The following is a 15,236-nucleotide window of genomic DNA, read 5'->3' on the forward strand; positions in this document are numbered from 1 at the left end:
GTTCAAGATTATTGGTAGTATGACCACGAGTTTCCGGTTTATGCAATTCCGGCATGCCGTGGCACCGGGAAGGCGGGAAGCGGATCCTAAGGTACGGAGCTTTTGCCGAGGCTCGCTATTTGGGTTGTTTTACCGGAACTTACCGCGATTATAAAGCCTTCCTTCTTTACAAAATAAAGGATATCTGACATTACCCGCATCATAAGCCCAACGAAAGGAGCGAACCGACCATGGATGCTCCCGCGACCGCTCCGGTGCTATATGTCCGCTTCCGCAAACGCGTAGCGATTTCAAAAGGGAAGCCGGTTCTGTTTACGGAGATTGCCCAGCTGATCGCCGATCCGGAGCTTGAGGAGCGTCTCCGCAAGCTTGTCGTTTACGAGCCGAAGCCACAGGACGGCAATCTGCTGGTGATTGACATGATGATGGTCATTCGTAAAGTGAAGCAAATAGCTCCGCATTTGAACATCGAATTGATTGGGGAGCCGCATGCGCTTGTCGAAGTAGTCAGCGGAGGACGCAAGCCCCATTTCGTGCTGATCGTGCTCGTATGGCTGCTGCTTTTTATCGGGTCGGGGCTCGCCATCATGAATTTTCACGCCGACGTCAGCATGCTGAAGGTGCATCAGCGAATCTACGAGCTAATGACCGGAAACGTGTCCGAGAAGCCGTATTTTTTGCAAATTCCGTATTCGATCGGTATCGGAGCGGGAATGGTGTTGTTCTTCAATCATTTGTTCAAGAAGAAATTCAATGAGGAGCCGAGCCCGCTCGAGGTAGAGATGTTCATGTACCAAGAGAATGTGAACCATTACGTCATTACGAACGAGTATTGCAAGCTGCAGGACAAACGGGATGGGACGGGGCAAGCGGATGAACGTTCTTGTTGATGTTCTCCAAGTGTTTATCGGCTTTGCCGGGGGGCTGGCCGTCGGCAGCGGCATGGTCGCTTTTCTCGTTGTGCTGGATATTATCCCGAGGCTTGTGCAGCTGACCAAGTCGTCCGGCATGATTCACTGGTATGAAAATGCGGTGGTAGCCGGATCGGTGTTTTTCAGCATCATCGATTTTTACGGCATGCAGGCTTCCTTTTCTCCGATCAGCACGGCGTTTGTGGGTCTGCTTTCCGGCGTATTCGTCGGCTTGCTGGCAGCCGCCTTGACGGAGGTCGTCAATGTGCTGCCGATCTTGGCAAACCGGATGGGGATGGGTAGCTACATTATTTGGCTGTTGATGGCGATGATTTTCGGCAAAGTGTTCGGTTCCTTGTTTGAGTGGCTGTTTTATTGAACGAAAGACGAGTTGGGGAGTGAAGGACATGACGACTTCGGATCATCACGTACGGGAAACGGAGATCGCGGAAGGAATGCCGCCGGAAGGGGCAGCCGGGCATTTTCCTGCGGAAGGGGAAAGCGGCGGAGACACGCTTTTGCAAGGGGAGATGACAGAAGATTCGCCGCAGAAGCGTAAGTTTGACGAAAGCGAGTATAAGCGCAAGAAGGACCAAGAGAAGCTGACCGATGAAGAGAAACGGCTGATGAAAGCGGAGCGTATTCCGCTACGAATGTCCGATGTCAAAAGAACGCTGGAGGAGATGGTCGGACTCGGCCGCAGCTTTGACGTCATTCTCCGCGAAATGGTTTTCGGCGCCAAACGGACGGGTATTTTTTATTTGAACGGGCTGGTTAAGGATACGGTGCTCGATGAGGTGCTGAAGCGGCTTTCGATCGTCCGCGAAGAGGAAGTGGACTTTCTAACGCTGACGACATTCATGGAGAGATTCATTCCCCACATCCAAGTGGAGAAAGTCGACACGATGTCCGACACGGTCAATAAAGTGCTGGCCGGCGGCACGGCGATCTTTATCGAGAACGAAACGAGCGCGATTATGATCGACGCCAAAAGCTTTCCCGTACGCTCAAGCGAAGAACCGAGCCTGGAAAGGGTAGTCAGGGGCTCGCGAGACGGCTTTGTCGAAACGCTTCTGACGAACGTAACGCTTGTCCGGCGCAGGCTGCGCGATCCGCGGCTGAAGCTGGAGATGCTGCAGGTCGGCGAGCGGACGAAAACCGACGTCTGTCTTGCCTACATCAACGATATCGCCGATCAAAAGCTGGTGGAATCGATCCGCGATAAAATACGGGAGCTGGAGACGGACGGACTTCCGCTTGCGGAGAAGCAGCTGGAGGAAGCGCTGCTGAACAAGCGCTGGAATCCGTATCCCGTCGTCCGCTATTCGGAACGGCCGGACGTCGTTTCCTCGCATCTGCTTGAGGGACATGTAGCTTTGTTCGTCGATACGTCGCCTTCGGTCATTATTTTGCCGTCGACGTTCTTTCACCTCGTACAGCACGCCGAGGAATACCGGCAAACGCCGTTTATCGGCACGTATCTGCGTTGGGTGCGGTATTTCGGCATTTTATCGTCCCTGTTTCTGCTTCCCCTATGGTTCCTGATGGTGGCTCATCCCGAATTCAAGCCTCCCGGCATGGGTTGGCTCGGTCCGCAGGACAACGGTCATCTGTCTCTATTGGTCCAGTTCGTGATCGCCGAGGTCGGGATCGATCTGATGCGGATGGCCGCCGTACACACGCCGACGCCGCTCGCCACCGCTATGGGCTTGATCGCCGCTATCTTAATCGGCGAAATTGCGATCAAGACCGGGCTCTTCGTGCCGGAAGTCATTCTTTATTTGTCGGTGGCGACCATCGGCATATTCGCGACGCCGAGCTATGAGCTTGGTCTTGCCAATCGCGTCTCAAGGCTGATCCTGCTTCTCGCAACAGCAGCCTTCGCCGTGCCCGGATTTGTAGTCGGAACGACGCTCTGGGTCATGCTTTTGGCGTTCCAGCGTTCGTTCAACTCGCCTTTCCTGTGGCCGTTCATCCCTTTCAACGCCAAGGCGTTCTATAACATTCTGGTACGCGTTCCGTTCTCGCAGGAGAAGAGCCGGCTTAGTCTGACGAAACCGAATGACAGCTCCAGGCAGCCTACTTGATTCGTTGTGTAAGCCTCGTCCCGGTGACGGGGTTTTTTATTTGGCGAGATGCGTTGCATCCTGTTGTCCGCCGACCGGAAAACCACTATACTCAAAAAAAGAAGCGCCGGCAACGGCCTGTTCGGACGACTAGAAGGAGGCTGCCCATGCTGCCGGGTTCCAGTACGCTATTGAATATTTCCAGCCATTATCAGTCCTTAACGAAAACGGAACAAAAAATTGCGGACGCCGTACTAAGCGATCCCGAAGCGGTCGTGTACAGCACGCTGACCGATTTGGCGGAAAGGGCGGGAGTAGGAGAAACATCGGTACTGCGCTTGTGCCGGAAGCTGAAATTCCGCGGCTATCACGAGTTTAAGCTCGCTATCGCACAGGATCTGGTCACCCCGATTCAAAGCGAACACGGCGATATCGAAGATACCGACGAAGTCGCGACGATCGCGCGTAAAATCACGAGCGTAAACAGCGCAGCGCTCGAAAATACGCTGGCCTTGCTCGATATGAGGGAGGTGGAGAAAGCGATCGAGGCGATCGTGAAGGCGAGAAAAGTGTACTTCTTCGGCATCGGCTCGTCCGCCTATACGGCACTGGATGCCAAATACCGGTATATGCGGCTCGGCTTCGACGTCGAAGCGGTTACCGATTCTCATCTGATGGCCATGGCTGCTGCACTTATGACGGATGCGGACGTTGTTTTCGGCATTTCCACGTCGGGCAGCACGAGGGATATCGTTGACGCCATTCAGGCCGCCAAGCGAAAGGGCGTTTACGTCATTTGTTTGACGAACCATGCCCGCTCGCCGCTCACTCAGCATGCCGATGCCGTGCTGCTGACCAAATCGCGGGAAGCGCCGTTTCAAAGCGGGGCGTTTAACGCCAAAATCGCGCAAATTCACGTGCTGGACATTTTATCGACCGCTACCGCGCTTCGATGCAAGGAGCGTTCCATCGAAGCGATCCGGAATACCGCAAACGCGGTACTGGATAAGTTATATTAGCGGGCTTTAGCGCAACGATGTCCTTTACAGTTCACTCGATGTGCATGTATAATTGGAGGAAACATCCGCCCTTATTATATAATATGGAGGGAAACTCCAATCAATAAAACTTGAGGGCGTCGAAGGAGCGAATCCACTATGACGCAAGCAAACGTTACGATTCCGCCGAAAGGGCTTATCGTTTCGTGCCAAGCGCTCGAGCATGAGCCGCTGCACGGAGGCGACACGATGGCTAAGATGGCGGTTGCCGCCAAGTCGGTCGGAGCCGTCGCTATCCGCACGAACGGCGTTGAGGACATCCGCCGCATTCGCGAGGCTGTCGATCTGCCGATTATCGGCCTGATTAAACGAGACATACCCGGATCGGCTATTTTCATTACGCCGACCGTCGATGAGGTTACGGCGATTGTCGAGGCCGGCGCGGGAATCGTTGCGCTTGACGTGACCGACCGCGAAGGACGGCTAGAGACGGTTCGCGAGCTAATCGAATGCGCCCATCGTCTGGGCGCCGCGGTTATGGCGGATGTATCCACTTATGAGGAGGGCGTGGCTGCCGAGAAGCTGGGCGCGGACTACGTAGGCACGACATTGTCGGGCTATACGCCGTACAGCCCGCAGCAGGAGGAGCCGGATTTCGGGCTCGTGCGTAGGCTGAAGGCGGCTTTGCAGGTGCCCGTGGTAGCCGAAGGGCGCATTTGGACGCCGCAGCAAGCGGCTGCAGCGCTAGAAGCGGGCGCGGACGTCGTTGTTGTCGGCAGCGCGATAACGCGGCCGCAGCTGATCGCGGAGCGGTTCGCCAAGGCCGTAGCCGAAGCGGCGGCCAAAGAGGCCAAGCGATGAGCGGGCTTGTATTCGATCGGCATGCTTCCTATGCGATAGGTGTCGATGTCGGCGGTACGAAGACGAATGTGGGCGTCATTACCCGGAGCGGCGAAGTGATCGCTTCGGTGCGCGTTGCCACCCAACTGCCGGGGAGGACGGTCGTCGATCAAGTAAAGGCGGGGATCGACGAAGCGCTCGACCAGTTTTACGCCTTGAAGCCCGGCGAGGCGCTGCGCGGGATCGGCGTCGGTACGGCGGGACAGGTCGATACGGCGTCCGGCAGCATCCGATTCGCTTCCGAGCTGATTCCCGGCTACACGGGCACGCCTGTCAAAAGGCTGCTGGAGGAAGCGTACGGCTTGCCGGTATTCGTTGACAACGACGTCAATGTGCTGGCGCTTACAGAAAAATATATCGGCGCCGCTAAGGATGCTAAGCATGTCATATGCATCGCTATGGGGACAGGCGTCGGCGGGGCCGTCATGACGGACGGCAAAATCGTCCATGGCGCCTGGGGCGGCGCCGGAGAAGTCGGCCATATGTCCGTCGATTTTAACGGTCCCGTATGTATTTGCGGCAACCGCGGCTGTCTGGAGCAGTACGTATCGGGGACGTCGATCGGCAGGCGTATGCGAGAGCTGCTTGCCGCCGAAGGCAGACCGGACGAAACCGTGAACGCGCGCGACGTCGTGGAGAGATGGCTGGCGGGCGACCGAACGGCCTCGGCCATCATGGATGAAACGATTGCCGCGCTTGGCGGCGCGATCGCCAGTCTCGTCCACCTGTTCAATCCGGAAGTCGTCGTTATTGGCGGCGGAGTAGCCGAAGCGGGCGAGCCTCTCTTCGTCAGGCTTCGCGAAGAAATCGGCAATCGGGCGATGAGCTCTTTATTGGAAAGCGCCATTATCGTTCCTGCTTACCAAGGCAATATGAGCGGCATGCTGGGAGCCGGGCTTCAAGCCTGGGAGGACTAAGCGATTATTTTCGGCGCCGGTCGCTCACATGCCATCCGTGAGAGGCTCTTCCTGTTCCCGTTTCGGGAATAGGAAGAGCTTTTTATTGTAGAGAAAGCAAGGTTGATTCCCCCACCTGAACCCCACTCCAGACTCAAACGCATCGGAAACGTAACGTTCGCAAAACGTCTTGATTAGCCGTATCAGCCGCTTGATTTGGAATAAATGAAGATTTCCATTGCACATTCCACGCATTTTTGTTTATACTGCTATTCTTGGGGTATTTGCCGGTACGGAGAGCTCAGCACGGCTACGGGTTCGGGATGGAACCGCAGCTTGAAATGGGTTAGGAAGTGAGGGAGGATGCACTTTTCTCCCGAACTTTTGCATTCCGCGCAGGACGTTATTGAGTTATGAAAACCGATATGATACCTTAAATATAGTCGAATACGACAGCATTTGCGGATGAAACGAACAAATTGAATATGCCAGGGAGAGGTGTATGATCAATGTATTTACATGGGACAAGTAGAATAAATGAACAAGGCAATCTTGAAATCGGAGGCGTGGACGCGACGGAGCTGGCCGCGAAGTTCGGCACGCCATTATATGTCGTAGACGAAGCGCTCGTTCGCCAAAAGGCGCGTCAATTCGTCGAGGCCTTCAAAGCGTCCGGCTTGAAATTCCAAGTCGCCTATGCAAGCAAAGCGTTCTGTGTCATGGCGATGTGCCGCATCGCCGAGGAAGAGGGCATGTCGCTGGACGTCGTCTCGGACGGCGAGCTGTATACGGCGCTGCAAGCCGGTTTCCCGGCCGAGCGCATTCACTTCCACGGCAACAACAAGTCGCCGCAAGAAATCGAAATGGCGATCGACGCCAAAATCGGCTGTTTCGTCGTCGACAATTTCATCGAGCTGCACTTGTTGAACGCAATTGCGGCCGAGAAACGCGAGAAAGTAAAAGTATTGTTCCGTATTACGCCTGGCGTTTCCGCGCATACGCATGAATATATTTCGACCGGACAGCAGGACTCCAAGTTCGGCTTCGACCTTGGCAACGGCGCCGCTTACCGGGCCATTCAAGAAGCGAAAGAACTGGCAAATATCGAAGTTCTGGGCGTTCACTCGCATATCGGATCGCAAATCTTCGAAACGGAAGGTTTCCGTATGGCGATGGAGAAGACGATCGGATTTGCAACGAAAGTGCGCGAGGAATTGGAAGTAACGTTCAAGGTCGTTAACCTTGGCGGAGGCTTCGGCATCCGCTATGTGGAAGGCGATACCCCGCTTCCGGTTGCCGAGTACGTGAAGGCGATCACCGACGGCATTCAGTCTTACTTCTCGAGCCACAACTATCCGATTCCGGAAATTTGGATCGAACCGGGCCGTAGTATCGTTGGCGATGCCGGTACGACTTTGTACACCGTAGGAACGTCCAAGGACATTCCGGGCGTACGCAAATATATTGCGGTTGACGGCGGTATGACCGATAACCCGCGTCCGGCGCTTTACGAATCGCAATACGAGGCGATGCTGGCTAACCGCGCGAAAGAAGAGAACGCGGAAATCGTTTCGGTAGCAGGCAAATGCTGCGAGAGCGGCGACATGCTGATTTGGGATCTGAATCTGCCTAAGGTAGAGAGCGGCGATATTTTGGCCGTTGCCTGCACAGGCGCTTACAACTATGCGATGTCCAGCAACTACAACCGGATCCGCAAGCCGGCGGTCGTTTTCGTAAAAGACGGTCAAGCGGACGTAGCGGTTAAACGCGAGACGCTGGATAACATCGTCGGTCTGGACGTCATTCCGGCACGTTTGCAAAAAACGGTTGCTTCCAAATAATAGGGAAATAGAGATTCGAAATATGCATCGGGGCGTAAGCCCCGGTGCTTTTTGACATACATACCTACCGGGAGGAATGTACGACATGAGTCATCAAAATAAAAAGCACGACTGGACCCTAGTCGCGCATGACGGTCACGATGAACGCCATTACGGCGCCGTCACTATGCCGATTTACCAGAACAGCCTGTTCACCTTTCCAAGCCACGATGCCTTCGAAGCGGCGACCGACCGTTTCTTCGATCATTATGTGTACACGAGAGGGAATAATCCTACGGTTCGCCATCTTGAGGAAAGGCTTGCGGCGCTTGAAGGCGGAGAAGCGGCCCGCTGCTTCGGTTCCGGGATGGCGGCTATCACGGCAGCTATCATGTCGGCGGTCAAGTCTGGCGATCACGTAGTCTGCGTAGATCAGGTTTATGGCGTTACGAAACGGTTTTTGGAGCAATATTTGAGCGGATTCGGCGTCGAGTCGACCTTCGTCGACGGTACGAGCCTTGCCGCCCTAGAGGAAGCCATAAGGCCGAATACGAAGCTGCTTTACATGGAAAGTCCGACGAGCATGCGCTTCGAGCTGCAGGATTTGCGGGAATGGGTTGCTATCGCCAAGCGGATCGGCGCGAAAACGATCATCGACAACACATGGGCCACGCCATGTTATCAGAAACCGCTTCTGCTTGGGGTAGACTTGTCCGTGCATTCCATATCCAAGTATATCGGCGGCCACAGCGACATTGTGGGGGGAGTGGTCATCGGCAGCAAAAATGAGCTAAAGGCCATCAACGGCAACGAGTTTACACTGTTTGGCGGCATCATGTCACCCCAGAATGCATCGCTCGTTCTGCGCGGCTTGCGAACGCTGCCGCTGCGCATGCAGCAGCTGCAGGAGCATGGGCTTGAGGTTGCCCGCTTCTTACAAAGGCAGACTTTCGTCGCCGCCGTTCATCATCCCGGACTGGACGCCCACCCGCAGCACGAGCTGGGCAAAACGCAAATGAGCGGAGGCGGCAGTTTATTTTCAATCGAGCTAAAGCTGCCTGTCGAGCAGGTACGCGTCTGGGCGGATAAGCTGGACTATTTCCGCATCGGCGTAAGCTGGGGCGGCTATGAGAGCTTAATAATAGCCACTAGGCAATCGGACGAGCAGAAGCGGAACGGAACGGTGCTGGTCCGAATGTATGTCGGTCTGGAGGATCCTGTCGAGCTGATCGGCGATATGCGCCGTTCTTTTGCCGCGGCGGGCGTAGAAACGATGGTGTAAACCGAGTCTGCGGTTGCAACCGGAATATTTTTACGGTATGATCCTACCGGGCAACAAATACGCCTATAAAATTGCGTTGATTTGCTCATATATGGTACACTTCTTTTGATAAAACTTAGGACAAACAAGGAGAGATAAGCTATGGCAAAAAAAGGACTTATTGAACTTGAAAATGGTAATAAAATTGAAATAAATTTCTTACCTGAAGAAGCGCCGAACACGGTAGCAAACTTTGAAAAATTGGCGAATGAGGGCTTTTATAACGGTATAACATTTCATCGTGTAATTAAAGGTTTTGTTGCCCAAGGGGGTTGCCCGAACGGAACTGGTACAGGTGGCGCAGGTTACACTATAGACTGTGAGACAGCAACAAACACGTCTAAACATGTACGTGGAGCATTATCTATGGCACATGCTGGACGCAACACAGGAAGCTCGCAGTTCTTTATCGTATACGAACCACAACCTCACCTTGACGGTGGTCATACAGTGTTCGGAAATGTTATATCGGGTATGGAATATGTTGATTCGATCAAACAGGGCGATAAAATGAAAGAAGTTAAAGTTTGGGAAGAATAGTATTGTGAAAAATCCCCTCAGTATATTTTTATTGAGGGGATTTTACTATGAGCGGAGAAGTGAAGAAATGAATTTTTAGAAAAGTTGAAATCGAGATAAGATTAATTGATCCAATTAATGCACTTCTTGGCAGTCAATAACATGCCCGAGCGGAACGGGAACTGGCGGCCCCGGCTACCAAATCAACTGCGAAATCAACCCGAACAAGCATGAGTGCGGCTCGGTCGCTATGGCTCACGCCGGACGCAACACAGGCGGCAGCCAATTCTACATCGTTTACCAGCCGCAACCGCATTTAGACGGACAGCACACCGTATTCGGCAAAGTGTTATCCGGAATGGAGCATGTAGACAAGTTCCAAGGCCGCGACAAGATGGAGTCGGTTAAGGTCGTTGAAGTGTAATCATGTTTTCCCGCTGACGCATGAGCCGTATTGGCTCGTGCGTCCGTTTTTTTGTCCGGATATTCATGTATCCGTCTTTGTCTAATTGGTAGAGACGAACATCCGGGTTCGCGGATGGATAGATCGCTTGGGAAAAGGAGACGAGTGTCTTGGAGGGATCCCGTAGGTGAGTGATTATGGATCTGGGTTCATTAGTAGTGAACGTAAATGCATGATTTGGGGTTGGGCAGCGGTTTGGAAGGGGATTAGAGAAGGGAAGTTCACTATTAGTGAACATAAATTCATTATTTTGGCTTGGACAACGGTTTAAATGGGGATTAAGGAAGGGAAGTTCACTATTAGTGAACGTAAAGGGAAAATAGTGACGTATGGTTCACTATCCTGTTGGTTTTAAGGCATTTGTGTGAAAATAGTGAACGTTGCTTTAGTAATAGTGAACTTTGGCTCACTAACTTTATAATGGTCCTCCCGCATGCTTGGATCCGGCAAACTTGCTCTAAAACCGGATGGGGCGGAACGCGGGGAGAAGCCCACAACTGGAGGGGAGCGCGGAATTTCCAGTCATGGATTTAGCTATGGATAACGGCTATAAGTCCTGAAAGTAGCCCAAGAAGTAGCCCAAGAAGTAGCCCAAGAAGTAGCCCAAGAAGTAGCCAAAGAAGTAGCCAAAGAAGTAGCCAAAGAAGTAGCCAAAGAAGTAGCCAAAGAAGTAGCCAAAGAAGTAGCCAAAGAAGTAGCCCTTTATGTAGCCTAGGAGTTGCTCGTGATATGTCTCGTGATATGGCCTATGATTATATGCAATGATATAGATTGTGATGTATCTCGTAATATAGAGAATGATATAGCATTATATAGCCAATAATATAGCCCACAATATAGCCCACAATATAGCCCATAATATATCCCATAATATAGCCCATAATTTAGCCCCTGATAGCCCGCGTTACTAAATTGCCCTCCATTTTTTTCCTCAATTGTCCCGACGAATCAATGTCGACAAAATCAATGCGAAAAATAGGAATGATTAGCCTTGCTTTTTTTGCGACACAGTGGTACTATTTCAATCAAAGTAAGGCTTTTCTGAAAATACAACGACAATTTCATAGGATATCCTTCGGGGCCGGGTGAAATTCCCGACCGGCGGTGATCCGGATGAGGCGGCTTCTTCCGCTATCCGGTCAGTCCGTGACCCGTGTGGCATCGCATTTCGAAGTTCGTGGGCGTTAAGTTGCCGACCGTGCTTGGATGCGAGATCAACCGGTGGACTCGGTGCAATTCCGAGACCGACAGTTAAAGTCTGGATGGGAGAAGGAGCATAATTGTTTCGTTGAGCCGACGTCATATGTACTTTTTTTCACATTTTCGCGATATCGGTTTCGCCCGTCTAATATACCGTATCATGCGGTTTATTAGTGTTAGCCTTATGAGGCTATGGTTTATAGGGCGAAGCGGCTCTATTTCGTCGTGTCGCGAGGTCGGAAAGCGTGGCTTTCATTCCGATGGCCAGCTCGTAGACCATGCGATGGCTGCGGGATTAGAATCGCGGATATCAGCTGGAACAAGAAGATGCGCAGACGGATGTGCGATACGGATAACAACATATTGCCTGCCGGGATACGTCCGGTAATGGCCGGCTTGTGCTCTTTTCTTCACCCCGACCTTCTGTTGCGGGTGTTTTTGGCGTTCCCGATATTCGAGAAGAGGTGATGGCAACGGATACGATGGATTCGACTTTTTATATGCGCCTGGCCCTGCAGATGGCTGAAGCCGCCCAGGGGCAAACCGGAATAAATCCGGTCGTCGGGTGCGTCGTCGTGAAGCATGGGCGGATCGTAGGCATGGGCGCCCATTTAAGGCGCGGTACCGAGCACGCGGAGGTGCATGCGATTCGCATGGCCGGGAGCGAAGCGGAGGGCAGTACGGTATATGTGTCGCTGGAGCCTTGCAGCCATTACGGCCGAACGCCGCCATGCGCCGATCTGCTCATCAAGGAGAAGGTGGCGAAGGTAGTGGTCGCCTGCCTAGACCCGAACCCGGAGGTTGCCGGCAAAGGAGTCGAGAAGCTGCGTTCCCATGGCATCGTCGTCGAGGTAGGGGTGCTTCAGGAGAAGGCGACTGCCCTGAATGAGCCGTTTAACAAATATATTGTCAGCCGCCTTCCGTTCGTCACCCTGAAGACCGCCTGTACGCTTGACGGCAAAATCGCAAGCCGCACCGGCGACAGCAAATGGATAACGAACGAAAAATCCCGTTCCTATGTGCATACGCTCCGTCACCGTCATCAAGCGATCATGGTGGGAGCCGGGACGATAATCGCCGACGACCCGCAATTGACGACGCGGCTTCCTGTGGATGCGCTGCAGCCGATTCGGATCGTGGTCGATTCGACGCTGCGTTCTCCGGAGCATGCTAAAGTTTTTGACGGACAATCGCCGACTATCGTGCTTACCACGGCAAGAGCGCCGCAAGATAAGGCAGAGCGTCTGGCAGACAGAGGTATAGAACTGATCCATACCGGCGAAGGACCGCAAGTCGACTTGCGGAAGGCGATGAAGCTGCTCGGGGAGAAGGAAATCGGATCGATTTTGTTGGAGGGCGGAGGCCGGTTGAACGGTGCGATGCTGGAAAACGGATTGATCGACGTATGCCGCCTCTTCTTCGCTCCGAAGATTGTGGGCGGCCTGCAAGCGCCAGGAAGCTTTGCGTTTGACGGTTTCGAACGAATGGCCGAAGCTGTCAAATTGGAGAGAATCCAGGTGGAAACCTTCGGAGACGACGTTTGCATTACAGGATACCCGGTTTACGGTGACCGGTAAGGGAGAGGGAAGCATATGTTTACCGGACTAATCGAGGAAGTCGGGATTATGCAGCGCATCGGCAAACAAGGCCAGACGATGGTCTTATCGATTGCTGCGAAGCGTATCATGAGCGATGTTCAGCTTGGCGATAGCATCGCGATTAATGGCGTTTGCCTTACGGTGATCTCGTTTGATGCGGGCAGCTTTACCGTAGACGTAATGCCGGAGACGTTCCGTCATACGAATCTGTCTCTTTTAAGTGCCGGCGATCGCGTCAATCTGGAGCGCGCGATGTCCGCTCAAGGGAGGTTCGGGGGACATATCGTTCAAGGCCACGTCGATGCGACGGGACGCATTACGGCAAGGAGACCGGAGGAGAACGCCGTATATTTTACCATAGAGCTCGAGAATACGGACGCAATGAAATATATCGTGCCGCGCGGGTCGATAACGATTGACGGTATTAGCCTGACCGTGATCGGCGTTGACGAGCGTTCGTTCTCGGTATCCATAATACCGCATACGCTGGCGCAGACGATTTTGCAGCATAAGCAGCCCGGCGCATCCGTCAATATCGAAACCGATCTGCTCGGCAAATATATCGAGAGACTGCTCTTTTACCGCGGAGCGGAAAAGCCGGAACTCGCTTCGAAAAGCGGCGGCCCAGCTAAATCGTCGCGTTTGACGGCGGAATTTCTTGCGGAGAACGGTTTTCTATAGGCCGAATATTTATTAGGATAAGGGGTGAGCGTCATGACAAACATCCGCTTTCATACGATTGAGGAAGCGATATACGATCTGATTATGGGCAAAACGATTATCGTGGTGGATGACGAGGACCGCGAGAACGAAGGCGACTTTATCGCGCTTGCCGAGAAGGCGACGCCTGAGGTCATCAACTTTATGATAAAAGAAGGACGGGGACTCGTCTGCGCCCCGATTACGGAGGAACGCGCCGCTCAGTTGGAGCTCCCTCCCATGGTAGCGCGCAATACCGATTATCACGGTACGGCGTTTACGGTTTCCGTCGATCATACGGACACGTCGACCGGCATCTCCGCATCCGAGCGATCCCGGACCGTTCAAGCGCTGATCGATCCGAATACGCTGGCTGGCGATTTTCGCAGACCGGGACATATTTTTCCGCTGATTGCCAAAAAGGGAGGCGTGCTGCGCCGGGCCGGCCACACGGAAGCTGCCGTCGATCTGGCCCGCATGTGCGGCTCTTATCCGGGAGCGGTCATTTGCGAAATCATTAAGGAAGACGGCGAGATGGCCCGGGTGCCCGAGCTCATGGAAATCGCCGAGAAGCACGACCTCAAGATCATTACGATTCAAGATTTGATCCATTACCGCAATGAAAAGGAAAAGCTCGTAACCCGCGAAGCGGAAGTGAAAATGCCGACGGATTTCGGCGTGTTCTCGATGATCGCCTATACCAATGAGGTGGATCGCAAGGAGCATGTCGCGCTTGTCAAAGGCAAAATCGATTCCAGCCGGCCGACGCTTGTCAGGGTGCATTCGGAATGTTTGACCGGCGATATTTTTCACTCCCATCGCTGCGATTGCGGACCTCAGCTGGAAGCGGCGCTCCGCACGATCGAGGAAGAGGGCGAAGGCGTTCTACTCTATATGCGCCAGGAAGGACGCGGCATCGGCCTGATCAACAAGCTGCGCGCCTACAACCTGCAGGAACAAGGATTGGACACGGTAGATGCGAATCTGAAGCTGGGCTTTGCCGCGGATTTGCGCGATTACGGCATCGGCGCTCAAATCTTGAAGGATCTCGGCGTTAGACAAATCCGGCTCCTTACGAACAACCCGAAAAAAATACGCGGTCTTGAAGGGTATGGCCTCGAAGTCGTCGAGCGCGTGCCGATTCAAATGAAGGAAAATGAAAATAATCGCAACTATTTGCATACGAAGCAGGAAAAGCTGGGGCATATGTTGAAATTTACGGATGCCGACGAAACGGGGACCGCTTAAAACACAGTCCCAAGAGGAATTACCGTTCAGTAAATAAGCCTAACGATGCTTGCCAAACCTACTATAGATATGGTTCACTCACAGAGAGGATGGAGTTCATTATGCCGAAAATGTACGAAGGTCAACTAATTTCGCAGCAAGCCAGATATGGGGTCGTCGTCGGACGTTTCAACGAATTTATTACCGGAAAGCTGCTGTCCGGAGCGCTGGATGCGCTGAAGCGTCACGGTGCGTCCGAGGATGACGTAGAAGTCGCATGGGTGCCGGGCGCCTTCGAAATTCCGTTGATCGCGCAGAAAATGGCCGAAAGCGGCAAATATGACGCCGTCATTACGATCGGCGCGGTAATCCGCGGATCTACGCCGCATTTCGACTATGTTTGCAGCGAAGTTTCGAAGGGCGTAGCCGCCATCGGATTGAAAACGGGCGTTCCGACTATCTTCGGCGTGCTTACTACCGATTCTATCGAGCAGGCAATCGAACGCGCAGGCACGAAAGCCGGAAATAAAGGCTGGGAAGCGGCTGCAACGGCCATCGAAATGGTTAATCTAGTCAAACAACTGAAGGCATAAATTCGGGTTCGCCGGGTATTTTGCC

13 protein-coding genes, 1 pseudogene and 1 riboswitch are annotated in these 15,236 nt (G+C 53.2%); all 14 genes and pseudogenes read left to right on the forward strand.

The genetic code is table 11. The annotated features are described in order from the left end of the window. Positions 1-230 precede the first annotated feature (230 nt). Entirely contained in the window at positions 231-890 is a 660-nt protein-coding gene (locus ACKGJP_RS15630; RefSeq protein WP_409346544.1) for a stage V sporulation protein AA, read from the forward strand. Then, positions 874-1,290, forward strand: coding sequence for a stage V sporulation protein AB (locus ACKGJP_RS15635; protein WP_409346545.1), 417 nt, complete (start codon positions 874-876; stop codon positions 1,288-1,290). Before ACKGJP_RS15630 ends, ACKGJP_RS15635 begins: the two co-directional genes overlap by 17 nt. A 151-nt stretch (positions 1,291-1,441) precedes the next feature. Then, complete coding sequence (locus ACKGJP_RS15640) at positions 1,442-2,998, forward strand: spore germination protein (protein ID WP_409347174.1); 1,557 nt, start codon at positions 1,442-1,444, stop codon at positions 2,996-2,998. Positions 2,999-3,144: 146 nt separating this feature from the next. Next, the gene (locus tag ACKGJP_RS15645) at positions 3,145-3,996 is read left to right on the forward strand and encodes a MurR/RpiR family transcriptional regulator (RefSeq protein WP_409346546.1); all 852 of its coding nucleotides are present in this window, start codon (positions 3,145-3,147) and stop codon (positions 3,994-3,996) included. A 138-nt stretch (positions 3,997-4,134) separates the two neighbouring features. Next, a complete protein-coding gene (locus ACKGJP_RS15650) occupies positions 4,135-4,836 on the forward strand; it encodes an N-acetylmannosamine-6-phosphate 2-epimerase (RefSeq protein ID WP_409346547.1) in 702 nt (233 codons plus the stop codon). After that, entirely contained in the window at positions 4,833-5,792 is a 960-nt protein-coding gene (locus ACKGJP_RS15655) for an ROK family protein (protein WP_409346548.1), read from the forward strand. Before ACKGJP_RS15650 ends, ACKGJP_RS15655 begins: the two co-directional genes overlap by 4 nt. Positions 5,793-6,280: 488 nt before the next feature. After that, positions 6,281-7,612, forward strand: a complete 1,332-nt coding sequence (gene lysA, locus ACKGJP_RS15660; RefSeq protein WP_409346549.1) for a diaminopimelate decarboxylase — start codon at positions 6,281-6,283, stop codon at positions 7,610-7,612. 85 nt (positions 7,613-7,697) lie between these two features. Further along, complete coding sequence (locus ACKGJP_RS15665; RefSeq protein ID WP_409346550.1) at positions 7,698-8,873, forward strand: trans-sulfuration enzyme family protein; 1,176 nt, start codon at positions 7,698-7,700, stop codon at positions 8,871-8,873. A 141-nt stretch (positions 8,874-9,014) separates the two neighbouring features. Beyond that, positions 9,015-9,452 carry a peptidylprolyl isomerase gene (locus tag ACKGJP_RS15670; RefSeq protein ID WP_409346551.1) on the forward strand — a complete coding sequence of 146 codons (438 nt, stop codon included), beginning with the start codon at positions 9,015-9,017 and terminating at the stop codon, positions 9,450-9,452. A gap of 142 nt (positions 9,453-9,594) precedes the next feature. Then, positions 9,595-9,855: pseudogene (locus ACKGJP_RS15675) on the forward strand (peptidylprolyl isomerase); the annotation flags it as partial. Positions 9,856-10,961: 1,106 nt separating this feature from the next. Beyond that, positions 10,962-11,172, forward strand: a riboswitch (FMN riboswitch). A gap of 389 nt (positions 11,173-11,561) precedes the next feature. After that, positions 11,562-12,671 (forward strand): bifunctional diaminohydroxyphosphoribosylaminopyrimidine deaminase/5-amino-6-(5-phosphoribosylamino)uracil reductase RibD, encoded by a 1,110-nt coding sequence (gene ribD, locus ACKGJP_RS15680; protein WP_409346552.1) that lies wholly within the window; start codon positions 11,562-11,564, stop codon positions 12,669-12,671. A gap of 15 nt (positions 12,672-12,686) precedes the next feature. After that, positions 12,687-13,373, forward strand: coding sequence for a riboflavin synthase (gene ribE, locus ACKGJP_RS15685; protein WP_409346553.1), 687 nt, complete (start codon positions 12,687-12,689; stop codon positions 13,371-13,373). A 33-nt stretch (positions 13,374-13,406) separates the two neighbouring features. Next, a complete protein-coding gene (locus ACKGJP_RS15690; RefSeq protein WP_409346554.1) occupies positions 13,407-14,639 on the forward strand; it encodes a bifunctional 3,4-dihydroxy-2-butanone-4-phosphate synthase/GTP cyclohydrolase II in 1,233 nt (410 codons plus the stop codon). Positions 14,640-14,740: 101 nt separating this feature from the next. Beyond that, positions 14,741-15,211 (forward strand): 6,7-dimethyl-8-ribityllumazine synthase, encoded by a 471-nt coding sequence (ribE, locus tag ACKGJP_RS15695; RefSeq protein WP_409346555.1) that lies wholly within the window; start codon positions 14,741-14,743, stop codon positions 15,209-15,211. Positions 15,212-15,236 lie beyond the last annotated feature (25 nt).

The organism is Paenibacillus litoralis, assembly GCF_046244365.1.
Lineage (GTDB): Bacteria > Bacillota > Bacilli > Paenibacillales > NBRC-103111 > Paenibacillus_V.

Coding starts and splice junctions, on each gene's coding strand:
- lysA (WP_409346549.1), top strand. CDS start 6,281: ATGTATTTACATGGGACAAGTAGAATAAATGAACAAGGCAATCTTGAA.
- ribE (WP_409346555.1), top strand. CDS start 14,741: ATGCCGAAAATGTACGAAGGTCAACTAATTTCGCAGCAAGCCAGATAT.
- ribE (WP_409346553.1), top strand. CDS start 12,687: ATGTTTACCGGACTAATCGAGGAAGTCGGGATTATGCAGCGCATCGGC.
- ACKGJP_RS15665 (WP_409346550.1), top strand. CDS start 7,698: ATGAGTCATCAAAATAAAAAGCACGACTGGACCCTAGTCGCGCATGAC.
- ACKGJP_RS15635 (WP_409346545.1), top strand. CDS start 874: ATGAACGTTCTTGTTGATGTTCTCCAAGTGTTTATCGGCTTTGCCGGG.
- ACKGJP_RS15645 (WP_409346546.1), top strand. CDS start 3,145: ATGCTGCCGGGTTCCAGTACGCTATTGAATATTTCCAGCCATTATCAG.
- ACKGJP_RS15650 (WP_409346547.1), top strand. CDS start 4,135: ATGACGCAAGCAAACGTTACGATTCCGCCGAAAGGGCTTATCGTTTCG.
- ACKGJP_RS15655 (WP_409346548.1), top strand. CDS start 4,833: ATGAGCGGGCTTGTATTCGATCGGCATGCTTCCTATGCGATAGGTGTC.
- ACKGJP_RS15630 (WP_409346544.1), top strand. CDS start 231: ATGGATGCTCCCGCGACCGCTCCGGTGCTATATGTCCGCTTCCGCAAA.
- ACKGJP_RS15690 (WP_409346554.1), top strand. CDS start 13,407: ATGACAAACATCCGCTTTCATACGATTGAGGAAGCGATATACGATCTG.
- ribD (WP_409346552.1), top strand. CDS start 11,562: ATGGCAACGGATACGATGGATTCGACTTTTTATATGCGCCTGGCCCTG.
- ACKGJP_RS15640 (WP_409347174.1), top strand. CDS start 1,442: ATGACAGAAGATTCGCCGCAGAAGCGTAAGTTTGACGAAAGCGAGTAT.
- ACKGJP_RS15670 (WP_409346551.1), top strand. CDS start 9,015: ATGGCAAAAAAAGGACTTATTGAACTTGAAAATGGTAATAAAATTGAA.